Source organism: Saccharothrix deserti, from assembly GCF_009769385.1.
GTDB lineage: Bacteria > Actinomycetota > Actinomycetes > Mycobacteriales > Pseudonocardiaceae > Actinosynnema > Actinosynnema deserti.
The window spans coordinates 25937-41236 of record NZ_ML775963.1 but is presented as its reverse complement, the minus strand read 5'-3'; the positions used below and the strand labels follow the sequence as shown (position 1 = coordinate 41236).

Below are 15300 nucleotides of genomic sequence, written 5' to 3'. Positions count from 1 at the left end.
AACATACTGTTCCATGTGTCACGGAACAGCGCTGAACATGGAACGACCAGCTCGGAACTCATGGAGCTGGTCGAGCAGGCGCTCCAATCGGCCTTGCCTTCCGGGTGGCGGGTCCACAGCAGGCGTGAAGTGCGGGTCGAAACGCCGAGGGGCATCGTCCGGCCCGATCTGATCGTCGCCATCACCGCGCCCGACGGGACCGGATCCGAGGTGCTGATCGAGGTCAAACGCACCGCAGTGCCAAGAGACGTCGCCAACGTGGCTGCCCGGCTCAACGCTCTCGCCTATCCGGCCGGGGGGAGGATGCTGGTGGCGGAATTCGTGTCCCCCGCCACCCGCGCGTACCTCGACCAGGTCGGGATGGGGTGGTTCGACCCAACCGGGAACATGCGGTTGAGGCTGGACAAGCCGGCGGTGTTCATCGACCGTGCGGGGGCAGATCGAGGCGGGACGCGCGACCCCGCCGAGCGATTGCTCAAGTCCCTTCGTGGTTCGGCCGCCGCAAAGGTGGTGCTCGAACTCCTGGAGACCGCCCTTCCCGTCGGTGTGCGCGAACTGGCCGGCCGAGCTCGAGTCGGTCCGGCGACGAGTGCCAGGGTGCTGGAGTTGCTGGACCGGGACGCGGCCATCGTCCGGAGTGACGACGGGTCGGTCACCACGGTCCGGAAACGCGCACTGGTCGATCGGTGGACAGCCGACTACAGCGTCATGAAGCACAACGAGGTCATGACCACGCTCGACCCGCGTGGGGTGAGTCATGCGATGAACGCGTTGTCGACCGCGAAGGCGCGCATCACGGTGACCGGCTCGGCAGCTGCCAGGGCTTACCTGCCGGAAGGCGTGACGCCGGTGTCGCCACTGGTCTCACTGAGTCTTTACGCCGAAGACCCGATGGGCCTGTTGCGACAGTTGGGGCTCAAGAAAGTCGAACGAGGGATGAACGTGCTGGTGATGCAGCCGTACGACGAGGTCGTGCACGCGAAGGCGCGACTGGTCGGCGGACTGAGGTGTGCCGCCCCTGCGCAGGTCGTGGCGGATCTCTTGACCGGGCCTGGTCGATCAGGTGAAGAAGCGGAGCAGTTGATGGCCGCGCTCGCGGTGACGGACCCCGGGTGGTTGTCGTGATCCCGGTCGAATACGTGATGGCCCGATCCGTGCTGCTCGACGCCCTCGACGCGTTGGGGCCGCATCGCGATGCCGCCGTCCTGGTGGGTGCGCAGGCGGTTTACCTGCACAGCGGCGACGCGGACCTGTCGACCGCACCGACCACGACGGATGCCGACCTGGCGCTTTCGCCTGACCGGCTGGCCGACGAGCCGCTGATCGCGGCGGCCATGGGCGGGGCCGGTTTCGTGCCGGGCGGGCAGCCGGGTACTTGGCTGGGACGTGGTCTGGTCGCGGTCGACCTCATGGTGCCCGAGGCGCTCAGCGGTGCCGGTGGAAGACGAGGGGCGCGGCTTCCCGGACACGGGAATCGCGTCGCCCGGAGGACCTCGGGGCTCGAAGCCGCGATCGTGGACAACGACGTCCACCTGATCAGCGCTCTTGAGGACCAGGACACGAGGTCGTTCCCGATCAAGGTGGCCGGGCCTGCGGCCTTGGTCGTGTCGAAGATGATCAAGATCGTCGAACGGCGGGATCAACCGGGTCGGTTGAAACCGAAGGACGGGCTCGACATCCTCAGGTTGCTGCGGACAGCCGATCCGGCGGGGCTGGCCGGGACACTCCACGACCTCGCGTCGGACGACTTGGCGGGAGCGGTGGTCGTGAACGCCCTTGAGGCGATGCGGGTCCACGGAACGGACCCGGAGGGTGTGTTGCCGGTTCTGGCGGCTGCCGCGGAACAGGGTTTCGAGGACACCGATGTGATCAAGATGTCCACGGTGGCGCTCGTGGAGGACCTGCTGCGTGAGCTGGAAGCCGTGGCAACGCCCTGAAACCGGTTGAGGACGCCGGCTGCGAGGGTGAAGACGGATCCGTCTTCACCCCCGGCCGGGCGGCTTCGGTTGTGATCTCGACGATCGTCTTGTCGGGAAGCGCGAACGCGGAGGCGGGGCGGCGGGCATCCTTGGTTCATGAAGCCCCGGCTCGCGCTCGTCCTCGCGGTGGGGGCCGTGCTCGTGTTGATCGCCCTCGCCGCGAGGGGGACTTCGCCGGTCCGGTACGGGGAACGGCCTGCCGCCGTGGAGGAGACGACCGCACCGCCCACCGCGTCGGTCGACGTGCTGGACAGCGAGCTCGACGGGTCGGCGGCGGCCGGGTCGCTGCTCGTCCTGCTGATCGTGATGATCGTGGTGGCGGTGATCGGGGTGATCGCGTTGCTCGTCTCGTTCGGCGGGTTCCGGCGTAAACGGCGGCGTGGCGCGGGGCCCGCGGCCGATGCGCCCGATCTGCCCGAGGGGAACGCGGATCCGCCGGCGATCCTCGTCAGGCGTGCGACGGAAGCGCTCGAAGAGCTGCGCGACCACGAGCGACGTCCGCCCGGTGACGCGGTGATCGCGGCCTGGCTCAGCCTGGAACGTGCCGCCGAGGACAGTGGTGTGCCACGTCAGGGCCACCAGACGGCGACCGAGTTCACCGGTGACCTGCTGCGCCGCTACCGGGTGGACGAGAACGCGGCCGGCACGCTCAAGCGCGTCTACCAGCGGGCCCGGTTCGGCACGGCCGAGGTGACGGCGGCGGACGCGCGGACGGCGACCGAGGCGTTGGAGCACATCGTGCGGGACCTCGGATGAGCCCGTTGATCGGCAGCATGGCGCGCGCGGTGGTGCTGGCGGTGGTCATCGCCGCGGTCACCGCGTTCGTCCTGGTCCGCGTCGGCGCGCCGTGGTTGTGGGCGGCGCTGATCGCGTTGCCCGTCGGCGCGTTGGCCCTGCTCGTCTCACGTCTGCCGCGCGCGACGGACATCGTGTGGGCGCCGCGGCCCGCCAACATCGCCACCGCCACGTCCTCGCAGGCCAGCGCGTTGGCGGGCCGGCTCGCCGAGGCCGCCGTCGACCAGGACCGGTTCGTCGGTCGCGTCCAGCCACGGCTGCGGCGGCTGGCGGAGGCACGGCTGCGGCAAGTGCATGGTGTCTACGACATCCACGATCCCAGGGCGCGCGAACTGCTCGGCGCGGACCTGCACCGCCTGCTCACCGACCCGAAAGCCCCGCTGCCCGAGCCGTCGAAGCTCGCCGACCTCTTGGAGAACCTGTGACCTCACCGGACCCCGATCAGGACAAGACGGGCGTCGAGACGATCGCCGCCGAGGCCAAGGCGGTCCTCGCCGCCGTCGGCACCGTCGTCGTGGGTCGGGAACGGTCGCTGCGGCTGGCGTTGGCGGCGATCCTCGCGGGCGGGCACGTGCTGCTGGAGGACGTGCCGGGCCTGGGCAAGACGCTGATGGCGCGGTCGCTGGCGCAGGCGTTGAAGCTGGACTTCAAGCGGCTCCAGTGCACGCCCGACCTGCTGCCCGCCGACGTCACCGGCTCGTTCCTCTACAACCCCGGCGACCGCGAGTTCACCTTCCGCGAAGGCCCGCTGTTCACCGGCCTGCTGCTGGCCGACGAGATCAACCGCACCCCGCCGAAGACGCAGTCCGCACTGCTGGAGGCCATGCAGGAACGGCAGGTCACGGTCGAGGGCCGCACGTTCGCGCTGCCGCGCCCGTTCCACGTTCTGGCGACCGCGAACCCGGTGGAGTACGAGGGCACCTACCCGCTGCCGGAGGCGCAGCTCGACCGGTTCCTGCTGCGGCTGGACATCGGCTACCCGCCGCCCGCCGAGGAGGTCGAGGTGCTGCGCCGCAGGCTTTCCCGGCAGCGCGAGGAGACCGAGGTCGAGCCCGTGCTGGACGCCGCCCGGCTCCGGCAGCTCCAGCACGGCGTGGAGCAGGTGTCGGTGGACGACGACGTGCTGCGGTACTGCGTGGACCTGGCGTCCGCGAGCCGCGCGCACGCCGCCGTGGAGGTCGGGGCGTCGCCGCGTGGCGCGCAGGCGTTGGTGCTGGTGGCGCGGGCGTTGGCGGTGCTGGACGGGCGGGACTTCGTGCTGCCGGAGGACGTGAAGGAGTGCGCCGTCGCGGCGCTCGCGCACCGGATCACGTTGCGCCCGGAGACGTGGACGTCCGGCGTCACCGGTGTGGAGGTCGTGACCGAGCTGCTGGGCCGCGTGGCCGGTCCGGCGAGCACCCGCTCGTGAACAGGTGCCCGTCATGAACAGGGCGGAGCGGCTCCGCGAGGCGTTCACCAGCGGACGCGGCGCGCACTGGCACCCCACCGACGCGATGGTGCGCGGTCTGGTGCTGGGCGTCGGGATGGTGGTGCTCGGCGTGCTGGTGCACGAGGTGGCGCTGGTCCTGTTCGGCGCGCCGCTGCTGATCTCGACGCTGTTGGCGCTGGTCACGCCGGTCGTGGGCACGCCGACCGTGCGTGTGCGCGGGCTGCCTCGAACCGGTGAGATCGGCGCGGCCAAGTCGGTGGTGGAGGTCGAGCCGGGGTTGGGCGCCGAGGTGATGGCGATCCGGCTGCCGGGCGTCGGCGAGGGCATCGGCCCGGTGCACCTGGTGCCCGCGTCGGCACGGGAGATCGAGGTCGTGCTGCGCCGTGACGCGTGGGGCGAGGGCGTCGACCTGCGGCCGGACCACCTGGTCGCGGGGCCGGACGCGTTGTTCGTGCACGGTCCGATCACCGCCGCCGAACGCGGCCGGGTGATCCTGCCGCCGGTGGAGGCGTTGCCCGCCGGTCTGCTGCCCGCGCGGGCCGTGGGTCTGGTCGGCGCGCACCGGGCTCGGCGGCCGGGTGACTCGGTGGAGCTGCGGGACATCCGGGCGTTCCAGCCGGGCGACCGGCTGCGGCGGATCGACTGGCGGGTGTCGTTGCGCAGCAGTGCGATGGCGGGATCCGCCGAGGGCGCGAACCTGCACGTCCGGGAGCACCACGCGGAGGCGGACGCGGACGTGGTGCTGGCGTTGGACACGCGGCAGGACGTCGGCGCGGAGCTGGGGGAATGGGCGGCGCGGGCGCGCGCGACGTCGGCCCGCCCGCTCGGCATGTCGCTCGGGGAGTGGTCGTTGGCGTCGCGCGGGACGACGGTCCGCCCAGGAGGCAGCCTGGACCTGGCGGTGCGGGCGGCGGCGTCGTTGGCGGCCGGGTACCTGCGGCAGGGCGACCGGGTGAGCCTGGTGGATCTCGGTCGGCCGCAGCTCGGCGCGCGTCCCGGTGCGGGGCGGCGGCAGTTGTTGCGGCTGCGCAACCAGCTCGTGGTGTGCGCGCGGTCGGCGGGGTGGGCGCAGCGGCCCGTGCTGCGGCCCGAACAGGTGCCGCACGGTGCGCTGGTGGTGGTGCTGTCGCCGTTCCTGGACGCCGAGGTGGTGGAGCTGGCCGTGCACGCCGCGCGGCGCGGGAACGTCGTGCTGGCGCTGGACGTGCTGCCGCAGCCGTTGCGGGCCGATCCCGAGACGCCGTGGGGTGAGAGCGCGTTGAAGGTGATCAGGTTGGAGCACGACGTGCGGCTGGAGGCGATGCGGCAGCACGGTGTGGCCGTGCTGCCGTGGGGCGCGCCGATCGCGGGCGTGCTGCGGGAGGCCCGGACCGGCAGGAGGGTGTTCCGATGACGCGAACGATGACGCGAACGTCGACGCCAACGGTGGCGCGAACGTCGACGCGAACGTTGAACTCAGGCCCCCTGAGCGTTCGACTCTCGAGGCCTGAACGTAGGACTCACGCGAGAGTCGAACGCTCGGAGTGCGAGAGTCGAACGTTCGCGACCCCTGAGTTCAACGTTCAGGACGTGCGCCGCAGGTGGACGCGGTGAGGGCCGAGTTGGGGGTCGGGCTGCCCGGTTGGGTGTTGCGGGCGGCGATCGGGGTCGTGGCGGCCGGCGTGGCCGGTGTGCTGGCGGCCAACGGGGTCGAGTGGCCGGCGCTCGCGCTGTACGGGGTGCTGGCGGTGGCCGCGATGGCGATCCCGGCGTCCGCCGCGGTCGCGTTGATCATCGGCTACCCGGCGGCGGCGATGGTGTTCGCGGGCGACGAGCCGTCGTGGCCCGGCGTGCTCGCGCTGGTCGTGCTCCTGCACCTCTTGCACGTTTTGTCCGCTTACGCGGCGATCATCCCGCTCTCGTCGCGCGTTCACCCGGAAGCACTAAAGGCACCCGCGAAGAGGTTCGCCGCTGTTCAACTCTCCGTGCTCGTCCTCGCCGCCGTCGTCCTACTGTTGCCCGGCGGCCGAACGGACGAAGCGGTCGAGGTGATCGGGCTCGCGGGCGCGGTCGGACTGGTCGTCGGAGCGGTTCTCCTGATGCGCCGCAAAGGCTGAGGAATCACTTCTCCGCGCTCAGCGCGAGCTGAACGTCTGGATCGTTCCTCTCAGCGGGTTCGTGCCCTTGCGCTGGTCAGCGGCGGCGTGTCCGTCATCACCCGGCGACTGTGGTCACAACGGGCCCCGTCGATGCGCAGGAACGCCCTACGCGGTGCGACCATAGGTGTATGGCTGCTGTGAAGTCGCAACCCACACGGATCGTGATTGTCGGCGGTGGGTACGTCGGCATGTACACCGCGCTGGGATTGCAGAAGAAGCTGCGTTCCGGCGAGGCGTCCGTCACGGTGATCGACCCCCAGCCGCACATGACCTACCAGCCGTTCCTCCCCGAGGCGGCGGCCGGCTCCATCGAGCCCCGCCACGTCGTGGTGCCGCTGCGCCGCGTCCTCAAGCGCTGCCACGTCGTCACCGGCCGCGCCACCCGGATCGAGCACTCGCGCAAGGCCGTCACGGTCGAGCTCGCCGACGGCCACGTCGAGGAGTTCGAGTACGACGTGCTGGTCTCCGCGCTGGGTGCCATCTCGCGCACCCTGCCCATCCCCGGCCTGCCCGAGGTCGGCATCGGCATGAAGACCATCGGCGAGGCGATCTACCTGCGCAACCACGTGCTGTCGCGGCTCGACCAGGCCGCCAGCACCAACGACGCCGAGCTGCGCAAGCGGCTGCTGAGCTTCGTCGTCATCGGCGGCGGCTTCGCGGGCATCGAGACGCTGGCGGAGCTGGAGGACATGGCCCGCTACGCGCTGCGCTACTACGAGGGCCTCAAGCAGGACGACATGCACTGGGTCCTGGTCGAGGCCACCGGCCGGATCATGCCCGAGGTGAGCGCGCGGCTCGGCGTCTACACCGTCGAGCAGCTGGAGAAGCGCGGCATCAAGTGCTACCTCGACACGCGCGTCAAGAGCATGGAGGGCGGCCACGTCGTCCTCGACGACGGCACCGAGTTCGACTCGGACACCATCATCTGGACCGCGGGCATGAAGGCCAACCCGATGCTCCGCAACACCGACCTGCCGCTGGACGAGCGCGGTCGGGTGCGGTGCACGGCGGCGATGCAGGTCGTCGGCCTGCCGGGCGTGTGGGCGGCGGGTGACTGCTCGGCCGTGCCGGACCTGTCGCGCACCGAGGAGGACCCGACGGCGACCTGCGTGCCCAACGCGCAGCACGCCATCCGCCAGTCGAAGCTGCTGACCAAGAACATCGTGGCCACCCTGCGCGGCAAGCAGCCCAAGGAGTACTTCCACAAGTACCTGGGCTCGGTCGCGGGCCTCGGCCTGTACAAGGGCGTGGCGGACGTGTTCGGCCTGCGCTTCAAGGGCGTCGTCGCCTGGTTCATGCACCGCAGCTACCACGTCATGTTCATGCCCACGGTGAACCGCAAGTTCCGGGTGTTCGTGGACTGGACGCAAGCGCTGTTCTCGGGCCGCGAGGTCGTCGCCCTCGGTCAGATCCACGAGCCGAAGGCCGAGTTCGACCGCGCCACCAAGAGCTGAGCGGAACGGCCCCTTGCGTGCTGCGCCGTTCGGGCGTGACGCTCAAGGGGCCGTTTGGCGCATCGTTCTCACTTGAGCCCCCATACGGGCTAACGTACAGCGCGTCGCCTTGACATTGCGTAACGTGAACCAGAGAATACAGCTGGTGTATCGCCTGAATGTGTGATGCATCAGTGGGGAGAGAGGTGACCGCGATGTCTCTCGAGGAGCTGGCCGCACAGCTTCGCCGCGGTGAGATCGAGGATCGTGCGCTGGCAGAGTACTCCGCGGAGTACGCCACCGCCGAAAAGCGTTTTTGCAGCAAGAAAGACGACTGAGTCATGACCGTCTCCGGGTGGGGGAACGAGGTCGTTCCTCCACCCGAGGCCGCCAGACCGGCGAAACCCACCCCGCTGTTGCTCCAAGGCCAGGACTACCTGTTCCGGTCGCAGCCGAAGTGCCTGGACTTCCAGGAGCAGGTGCACCGCCTCGGCATGGTCGACGAGGGCGACGGCAGCCCCGTGCCCTGCGTGCTGGTCCTCGCCCGCGCCGCCGACATGGAGATGAACGAGCTCTCCATCGCACTGGCCGAACGCGGCATCCGGATGGCCCGCATCGACGCCGACCGCTCCGTGGACCTGCCGCTGACCGTCTACACCGACCAGCCGCTGCTGGAACTGGACCGCTGGCTGCTGCGCCCGCTGCTGGTGTGGCGCAGGCACTTCGAGCTGTCCTCGCTGCCCGTCGAGCCCGGCACCCTGGCCGGCGCGTACGCCGTCGACCAGTGGGGCGCGGTCGCCGACTGGCTGTCCAGCCGGGGCGACTGGGCGCACGTCAACCCGAGCCGCAACACCTCCCACCTGAACCGGCTCACGCAGCTCGCGGACGCCTCCGCGTTCGGCCTGCGCGTGCCGCGCACCACGGTCACCACCCGACCCGGCCGCACCAGGCCGGGCGGCGGGCGGTGCATCGTCAAGACCTCCGGCCGTCACCTGCTGGAACCGCGTCCCGGCATGCAGCACGGCCTGTTCCCGCGCCCGCTGGAGACCAGCCGGGCCGGTGACGTGCCCGAATCCGCGCCGGTGATCGTGCAGGAGTACGTGCCTTCGGACACCGAGCTGCGCGTGTTCGTGGTCGGCGAGCGGTGCATGGCGTTCCAGGTGGACAAGCTGGACCCGGCGCAGCTGTGGGTCGACCCCGAGGCGGTCCGGGTCACGCCCGTCGACGTGCCGAGCGGGTTGAGCGACCGGCTGCTCGCGCTGGCCAGGCACTGGCGGCTCCAGGTGGCCGCGTTCGACCTGCTGGTCTCCGGCGGCGACCACGTGTTCCTGGAGGTCAACGTCAACTGCGACTGGCGGTGGTTCGAGTACCGGGCCGGGGACGCGCCGGTGTCCGAGGCCGTGCACGAGTGGGTGGCGGCGCGCTTCAAGGAGCTCCTGGGTGCGGGTAAAGGTCGCTGAGCACGCGACGCTGTTCTACCAGGACGGCGCCGTGATCTGGGACGACTACCTCCACCACCGGCAGTTCGCCATCAGTGAGACCGCCGAGCTGCTGTGCCGCAAGTTCGCCGAGTTCACCGATGTCGAGGCGCTGTTCGCGCCGCTCGGCGAGGCGGACCGGGCGGCGCTGCGCAAGGTGCTGGACGAGCTGGTCGACGCCGGTGTGCTGATCGTCGAGGGCTCGCCCCGGCACGACGAGGAACGCCGCCTGCTGGCCGGCTGGAGCGCCTGGGGCCCGTCCGCCCGGCACTTCCACTTCGCCAGCCGCACCCTCGCCGACGCACCGTTCCAGCAGTCCGACGAGCACGACGCCGTGCTGGATGCCAAGCTCGCCGCCGCACCGCCGCCCGCGCCGTTCCGCAGCCTCGGCCGCACCGCGGTGCTGCTGCCCCCGCTGGAGGTGCCCACCCCGGATGCCACCCCGAAGTGGGCCGCGGCGGGCTTGCTCGACGTGCTGCTGGCCCGGCGCACCACCCGGGAGTTCGGTGCGGGACCCCTGTCGTTGACGCGGGTCGGTGAGCTGCTGGGGGTGTTGGCCGGGCCGTCGCCCGTGCGGTCGCGGATCGGGCGGTCCGGGACGGTGTTCAAGACCAGCCCGTCGGGCGGCGGGCGGCACCCGGTGGAGGTGTACGCGCACGTGCGCGCGGTCGAGGCGTTGGAGCCGGGTTGGTACCACTACGACGGGCTCGCGCACGCGCTGGAGCCCATCGGGGTGGTGTGGGGGCAGGACGAGATGACCGCGGCGGCGGGCGACCAGGAGTGGGTCGGGCAGGCGCCGTTGGTCCTCGCGTACACGGGAGTACTCGAACGGACTAGATGGCGTTACGACACGTCACGTGCCTACCGTGTTGTGCAAATGGATGTAGGGCATCTGTCCCAAACGGCTTATTTGGTTGCTACGGCTATGGGTTTTGGTATCGGCTTCACCGCAGCATTGCGGGATGAGCTGGTCGAACAAGCACTTGGCTGTGACGCTTATCACGAAGTTGTACTTGGACTGAGTGCGCTGGGGCCATTACCCGAATGAGCGCAATAGTGGATCGCATTGAGCCGTGCGGGGGACTTCTTGCGAACCAGCCCCACGAACGCTCGGTAACGGCTTAGGCTCCCCGCTGCCCCCGTAGCCCAATCGGTAGAGGCAGGCTCCTTAAAAGAGTCACAGTACGGGTTCGAATCCCGTCGGGGGCACGTTAGGTGCCGCTTGGCTTCACCCGTCTGCTGGGTGATCACGAACGCGCGCACCGTGTCAGTCACCCACCGGGTCGGCTACTGCGTCGGCTACTGCATCACCTACTGCGTCACCCGATGGGTGCGCACCCATTCCGCGACGACCTCGTCCAACACGGCCAACGGGAGCGGTCCGCCGCCCAGCACCACGTCGTGGAACGCGCGGATGTCGAAGCGGTCGCCCAGCGCCTCCTCGGCCGCCGCACGGATCCGCTGGATCTCCAGCCGGCCGACCATGTACGCCAGCGCCTGGCCGGGCGCGGCGATGTACCGGTCGACCTCGTTCTCGATCTCCACCGAGGCCAGCGGCGTGTTCTCGCGCAGGTACTCGATGGCCCGCGCGCGGCTCCACCCGTACGCGTGCAGACCGGTGTCCACCACGAGCCGCCCGGCGCGCATCGAGTCCAGCGCCAGCATCCCGAGCCGCGCCACGTCGTCCGTGTACAGGCCCATCTCGTCGGCCAGCCGCTCGGTGTAGAGGCCCCAGCCCTCCAGGTACGCGGTCACCTGGGCGACCCGGCGCAGCATCGGCAGCCCGGTCAGCTGCTGGGCCAGCGTGATCTGGAAGTGGTGCCCCGGCACGGCCTCGTGGAACGCGGTCGCCTCGGCCTGGTACCGGAACCGCTCCCGCACCCGGTGGGTGTTCGCGGAGTACGTGCCGGGCCGCACCCCGTCCGGCGACGGCGGCGTGTAGTACGCGAGCGGCGCGCCCGGCGCGTCGGCCGCCGGCACCGGCTCCACCCGGCAGCGCTGCTCGGGCAGCCGGCCGAACCAGCGCGGCGCGGCCTCCTCCGCCCTGGTCACGGCCTCGCGGGCAGCGGTGATCAGCTCGTCCTCGCTGTTCCAGCGCAACGCCGGGTCGGTGCGCATCCGCTCGAAGATCTCGGCCACGTCGGACGTGCCGAACACCCGTTCGCCCAGTTCGGCGTACTCGCGGGCCAGCTCGGCCATGATGTCCAGGCCGGTCTGGTGCAGTTCCTTGGGCGTTCGGTTGGTCGTCGTCTGGACGCGCGCCAGCGCCGTGTACACCGCCTCGCCGTCGGACAGCCAGCTCAGGCCCACCTGGTCGGTGGGGCGTCCCCCGATGCCCGCGATCGCGTCCCGGTAGGCGGCGAACGCGGGCCGCACCACCTCGGCCAGCAGCCGTTCCCGTTCGGCGGTGAACGCCTCGCCGCCCTCCGGCCGCGCCAGCGGGTCCTCGTCGGCGGCCAGGTAGCGGTCGATGTGCGCCACGGCGGCGTCGACGAGGTGCTGGACCGGCGTGCGGCCCGACGCGGCGCCCGTGAGCTGCCGTTCGGCGACCCGGCGCAGGAACTCGGGGATGGCGGCGAGCCGGTCCAGGTACGCCCGCTCGGACTCCGGCCCGGACAGCACGGTCGTCGGCATGATCGACAGCACCTCGCCCGCCGGCGCGAAGAACGAGTCGGTGATCGTGTACTCGACGCCGAGCGCGTCGATCTGGTCCACGAGCGCCTCGGCCTGCTGCACGATCACCGCACGCGTCACCGGGTCGTCGTCCGCCGGCAGGGCGCGCGCCCGGTCGGCGATGTCCAGCGCCCGTGCCCGCGCCGATTCCTCGGTCACGGCCCGGTGATCGGTGAGCAGGTGGTCGTATCCGGGCACGCCGTAGATCGTCGCGCCCAACGGCGTCTGCGAGAACATCAAGTCGAGCAGTTCGTCGGCCAACTCCGCCGTCGTGCCCATGTGCCACCCCCGGGTCGTCGTGAAAACCCGATGGTACTTAGCCTGACAAACGACTACACCCGGTCCAAATACGCGAGCACGGCGAGCACCCGCCGGTTGTCGTCCTCGGACAACGGCAGGTCCAGCTTGCCGAAGATGTTCGCGATGTGTTTGCCGACGGCTTTCTCGGTGACGAACAGCCGCCCGGCGATCGCGCCGTTGGAACGACCTTCGGCCATCAGCGAGAGCACTTCGCGCTCGCGCGGCGTCAACGTGGTCAGCGGCTGGTCCCGCGCGCCGCGGGCGAGCAGTTGGGTGATGACCTCGGGGTCCATCGCGGTGCCACCGGCGGCGACCCGGCGAATGGCGTCCACGAACTGCTTGACGTCGGAGACCCGGTCCTTGAGCAGGTAGCCGACCGCGCCGCCCCGGTCGGACAGCAGTTCCCGCGCGTACAGCTGCTCGACGTACTGCGACAGCACCAGGACCGGCAGGCCCGGCACCCGTTTGCGGGCCTCGATGGCGGCCCGCAGGCCCTCGTCGGTGAACGTCGGCGGCAGGCGCACGTCGACCACCGCCACGTCCGGGCGGTGGTCGACCAGGGCCTTGAGGAGGGCGGGTCCGGAGTCGACCGCCTCCACCACGTCGAAGTCGTAGGCCTGGAGCAGCCGGATCAGGCCGTCCCGGAGGAGGACGAGGTCTTCACCGAGGACAACTCGCACGGCAGCTCCATGGTCACGATGGTCGGCCCGCCCACCGGGCTCGCGATGCCGAGTGTGCCGTCGAACGCGGCCAGCCGGCGCTCGATTCCGCGCAACCCACCGCCCTCGGACGCCGCCGCGCCGCCGCGCCCGTCGTCGCCGATCATCAGCGAGAGCCTGCCGTGCTCGTGCCGGACCCGCACCCACGCGCCGGTGGCGCCGCTGTGCTTGGCCACGTTCGTCAACGTCTCGGCCACCGCGAAGTAGGCGGCCGACTCGACCGGCGCCTCCGGCCGCCCGGACAGCTCCAGGTCCACCTCCACCGGCAACGGGTGCGCCAGCGCCAACGCGCGCAGCGCGCCGTCCAGCCCGCGGTCCGCCAGCACCGGCGGGTGGATGCCGCGCACCAGGTTCCGCAGCTCGGCCAACGCCAGGGTGGACGACTGGCGTGCCTCGGCCAGCAGCTCCTGCGCCGCTCGGGGGTCGCGGGCCAGCAGTTCCTCGGCCATGCCGAGGCTCATGCCGAGCGCGACCAGCCGGGCCTGCGCGCCGTCGTGCAGGTCCCGTTCGATGCGGCGCAGTTCGGCGGCCTGGGCGTCGACCGTGTCGGCCCGTGAGTCGGCCAGCACCCGCACCCGGTCCGTGAGAGTGGCGTTGGCGCTCGGCGCGAGCAGCCACTTGACGACCCTGGCGTGCAGCCGGGGGATTCGCGGGGTGGCCCACCACGCCAGCGCCAGGTAGGCGGTGCCGATCATCGGCGCGAGCACGAAGCCGCCCGGGGTGTCGATGTCGACCAGGGTGTACTCGATGCTGTTCGCGTTGGTCAGCCACAGCAACGGCACCATGAACCCGAACGCGCCGCCCAACCACAGCGCCATCGGCACCACGCCGCAGAACACGCCGGTGATCGCGTTGACCGGCAGGAACGCCAGGTCGCGCCACGTCGCCGGATCGGTGGCGACGGTGCGGACCCTGGTCATCGGGCCCCGGTTCTCGGGCAGTCGGTACGGCGGCGGGATCTCCACCCCCAGCACGCCCGCCGCCCAACGGCGGAAGAAGCCGGTGTAGCGGCGGGCCAGCGCGGTGAACAGCAGCAGCAGCGGCACGCCGACGGTCACCAGGATCAGCGGGTACGTGACGAGTTGGAGCGGGATCAGCGGCAACCCGAGCAGGCTCAGCGGCGTCCGCGCCAGCCCCGTCGCGGCCTGCGTCAACCGCTCGCGCGCACCGCGCACCAGGTCGTGGTCGGTCATGCACCGATTGTTGCGGCTACCTCCACGCCACGCGGTGGGCTTAACCCCCCAACCTGTCCCGAACGTTCAACTCACCCCTCCCGAACGTAGGACACACGCATCCTGAACGTAGGACACACCGCACTTGAGTGTTCGACTCTCGGCACGCGAACGTTCGACTCTCGCGAGAGTCGAACACTCAGGTCCCGAGAGTCGAACCTTCGCGTGCGGTGTGTCCTACGTTCGCGGCCGGTGTGTCCTACGTTCGCGAAGGGTGTGTCCTACGTTCAGAGGGTGAAGGTGGTGCCGTCGGGGACGATCTCCGCGCCGGACTCGGTGATCTTGGAGTGCTCGGGGGAGTCGGGGGACAGGACCGGGTTGGTGTTGTTCAGGTGGGTGTAGACGCGGCGGGTGGTGGGGTGGCGGCGGAGTTCCGGCAGGCTGTGGATCATCGGTAGGTGGCCCATCGCGGCCTGGCCGCTCGGCTTGCCGGTGGCCGCGCCCATCTCCGACGGCGCGTAGAACGTGCCGTCCAGCAGGACCACGTCGGCCTCCGCTACCAGGGCGTCGAAGCCCGGGGGCCAGGACGCGAGGCACGGCGCGTAGAGCAGCACACCGCCGGTCGCCGGGTCGGAGAACCGGTACGCCACGACCCAGTGGCCGGCCACCGGCGAGTCGGCGGCGTACCGGGGCCGCTTGCCGCTCACCGGGAACGCGGTGACCTCCAGCCCACCCGCGAGCGCGAACGTCTGCTCCGGCTCCACCTGCCGCCACGACCACTCGCCGTACGTCGCCAGCACGTCCCGCGTCGGCGCGAGCGCGTGCAGCACGGTCGCCGGCGCGTGCACCCGCAACCCGGCCGCACCGCGCAACACCGCCAAGCCCAACGTGTGGTCCAACTCGGCGTCGGTGAACAGCACACCGCGGACCGGCGTGTCCCGCGGGCCGGGACCAGGCGCGAGCGCGGGCGTGGCGGTGAGCTGCGCGCCGATGTCCGGCGACGTGTTGACCAACCACCACCCCACACCGTCCCCGCTCACCGCCAACGCGTCCTGCGTCCGGGTCGGAAGCGAACCCGCCCGCACCGCCGTGCACGGCCCGCACGCGCAGTTCCACTGCGGCACACCGCCACCGGCCGCAGTCCCGAGCACGACCGCCTTCACCGGAGGACCGCCTTCACCGGA

General features: G+C 70.9%; 15 protein-coding genes and 1 tRNA gene. 12 read left to right on the top strand and 4 right to left on the bottom strand.

From position 1 onward, the window contains the following. Positions 1-60 precede the first annotated feature (60 nt). The 12 genes from FM051_RS08875 to FM051_RS08825 all read left to right on the top strand — a co-directional run bounded on the left by FM051_RS08875 (position 61) and on the right by FM051_RS08825 (position 10461). Entirely contained in the window at positions 61-1125 is a 1065-nt protein-coding gene (locus FM051_RS08875; RefSeq protein ID WP_158842438.1) for a type IV toxin-antitoxin system AbiEi family antitoxin, read from the top strand. Then, positions 1122-1937, top strand: a complete 816-nt coding sequence (locus tag FM051_RS08870) for a nucleotidyltransferase family protein (protein ID WP_202918749.1) — start codon at positions 1122-1124, stop codon at positions 1935-1937. The genes FM051_RS08875 and FM051_RS08870 overlap by 4 nt, the downstream gene beginning before the upstream one ends. Before the next feature lie 138 nt (positions 1938-2075). Next, complete coding sequence (locus FM051_RS08865; protein ID WP_158842437.1) at positions 2076-2735, top strand: DUF4129 domain-containing protein; 660 nt, start codon at positions 2076-2078, stop codon at positions 2733-2735. After that, positions 2732-3199 (top strand): hypothetical protein, encoded by a 468-nt coding sequence (locus tag FM051_RS08860; protein WP_158842436.1) that lies wholly within the window; start codon positions 2732-2734, stop codon positions 3197-3199. Before FM051_RS08865 ends, FM051_RS08860 begins: the two co-directional genes overlap by 4 nt. After that, positions 3196-4182 carry an AAA family ATPase gene (locus FM051_RS08855; RefSeq protein WP_158842435.1) on the top strand — a complete coding sequence of 329 codons (987 nt, stop codon included), beginning with the start codon at positions 3196-3198 and terminating at the stop codon, positions 4180-4182. Before FM051_RS08860 ends, FM051_RS08855 begins: the two co-directional genes overlap by 4 nt. 13 nt (positions 4183-4195) lie before the next feature. After that, complete coding sequence (locus FM051_RS08850; protein ID WP_158842434.1) at positions 4196-5596, top strand: DUF58 domain-containing protein; 1401 nt, start codon at positions 4196-4198, stop codon at positions 5594-5596. A 196-nt stretch (positions 5597-5792) separates the two neighbouring features. Beyond that, a complete protein-coding gene (locus tag FM051_RS08845; RefSeq protein ID WP_158842433.1) occupies positions 5793-6299 on the top strand; it encodes a hypothetical protein in 507 nt (168 codons plus the stop codon). Between the two features lie 170 nt (positions 6300-6469). Continuing rightward, positions 6470-7795 carry an NAD(P)/FAD-dependent oxidoreductase gene (locus FM051_RS08840; RefSeq protein WP_158842432.1) on the top strand — a complete coding sequence of 442 codons (1326 nt, stop codon included), beginning with the start codon at positions 6470-6472 and terminating at the stop codon, positions 7793-7795. 194 nt (positions 7796-7989) lie between these two features. Next, complete coding sequence (locus FM051_RS53070; RefSeq protein ID WP_267935188.1) at positions 7990-8112, top strand: hypothetical protein; 123 nt, start codon at positions 7990-7992, stop codon at positions 8110-8112. Between the two features lie 3 nt (positions 8113-8115). After that, positions 8116-9234: an ATP-grasp domain-containing protein gene (locus FM051_RS08835; RefSeq protein WP_158842431.1), complete on the top strand. Its 1119-nt coding sequence runs from the start codon at positions 8116-8118 to the stop codon at positions 9232-9234. Further along, positions 9215-10300 (top strand): SagB/ThcOx family dehydrogenase, encoded by a 1086-nt coding sequence (locus FM051_RS08830; RefSeq protein ID WP_158842430.1) that lies wholly within the window; start codon positions 9215-9217, stop codon positions 10298-10300. The genes FM051_RS08835 and FM051_RS08830 overlap by 20 nt, the downstream gene beginning before the upstream one ends. Before the next feature lie 87 nt (positions 10301-10387). Beyond that, positions 10388-10461: transfer RNA gene (locus FM051_RS08825), tRNA-Leu, on the top strand. A gap of 102 nt (positions 10462-10563) precedes the next feature. Here the strand turns inward: FM051_RS08825 and FM051_RS08820 are convergent. The 4 genes from FM051_RS08820 to pqqB form a co-directional block, all read right to left on the bottom strand. Beyond that, on the bottom strand, positions 10564-12204 hold the full coding sequence (locus tag FM051_RS08820) for a DUF885 domain-containing protein (protein ID WP_158842429.1): 1641 nt from the start codon (positions 12202-12204) through the stop codon (positions 10564-10566). A 53-nt stretch (positions 12205-12257) separates the two neighbouring features. Then, complete coding sequence (locus FM051_RS08815) at positions 12258-12905, bottom strand: LuxR C-terminal-related transcriptional regulator (RefSeq protein WP_158842428.1); 648 nt, start codon at positions 12903-12905, stop codon at positions 12258-12260. Continuing rightward, positions 12857-14137, bottom strand: coding sequence for a sensor histidine kinase (locus tag FM051_RS08810; RefSeq protein ID WP_158842427.1), 1281 nt, complete (start codon positions 14135-14137; stop codon positions 12857-12859). Before FM051_RS08810 ends, FM051_RS08815 begins: the two co-directional genes overlap by 49 nt. Before the next feature lie 266 nt (positions 14138-14403). Beyond that, the gene (gene pqqB / locus FM051_RS08805; RefSeq protein WP_158842426.1) at positions 14404-15279 is read right to left on the bottom strand and encodes a pyrroloquinoline quinone biosynthesis protein PqqB; all 876 of its coding nucleotides are present in this window, start codon (positions 15277-15279) and stop codon (positions 14404-14406) included. Positions 15280-15300 lie beyond the last annotated feature (21 nt).

Excerpts from the sequence above, each read along its gene's own strand:
- FM051_RS08875 (WP_158842438.1), top strand. The coding sequence starts at position 61 with ATGGAGCTGGTCGAGCAGGCGCTCCAATCGGCCTTGCCTTCCGGGTGG.
- FM051_RS08865 (WP_158842437.1), top strand. The coding sequence starts at position 2,076 with ATGAAGCCCCGGCTCGCGCTCGTCCTCGCGGTGGGGGCCGTGCTCGTG.
- FM051_RS08860 (WP_158842436.1), top strand. The coding sequence starts at position 2,732 with ATGAGCCCGTTGATCGGCAGCATGGCGCGCGCGGTGGTGCTGGCGGTG.
- FM051_RS08850 (WP_158842434.1), top strand. The coding sequence starts at position 4,196 with ATGAACAGGGCGGAGCGGCTCCGCGAGGCGTTCACCAGCGGACGCGGC.
- FM051_RS08840 (WP_158842432.1), top strand. The coding sequence starts at position 6,470 with ATGGCTGCTGTGAAGTCGCAACCCACACGGATCGTGATTGTCGGCGGT.
- FM051_RS53070 (WP_267935188.1), top strand. The coding sequence starts at position 7,990 with ATGTCTCTCGAGGAGCTGGCCGCACAGCTTCGCCGCGGTGAGATCGAG.
- FM051_RS08835 (WP_158842431.1), top strand. The coding sequence starts at position 8,116 with ATGACCGTCTCCGGGTGGGGGAACGAGGTCGTTCCTCCACCCGAGGCC.
- FM051_RS08820 (WP_158842429.1), bottom strand. The coding sequence starts at position 12,204 with ATGGGCACGACGGCGGAGTTGGCCGACGAACTGCTCGACTTGATGTTC.
- FM051_RS08810 (WP_158842427.1), bottom strand. The coding sequence starts at position 14,137 with ATGACCGACCACGACCTGGTGCGCGGTGCGCGCGAGCGGTTGACGCAG.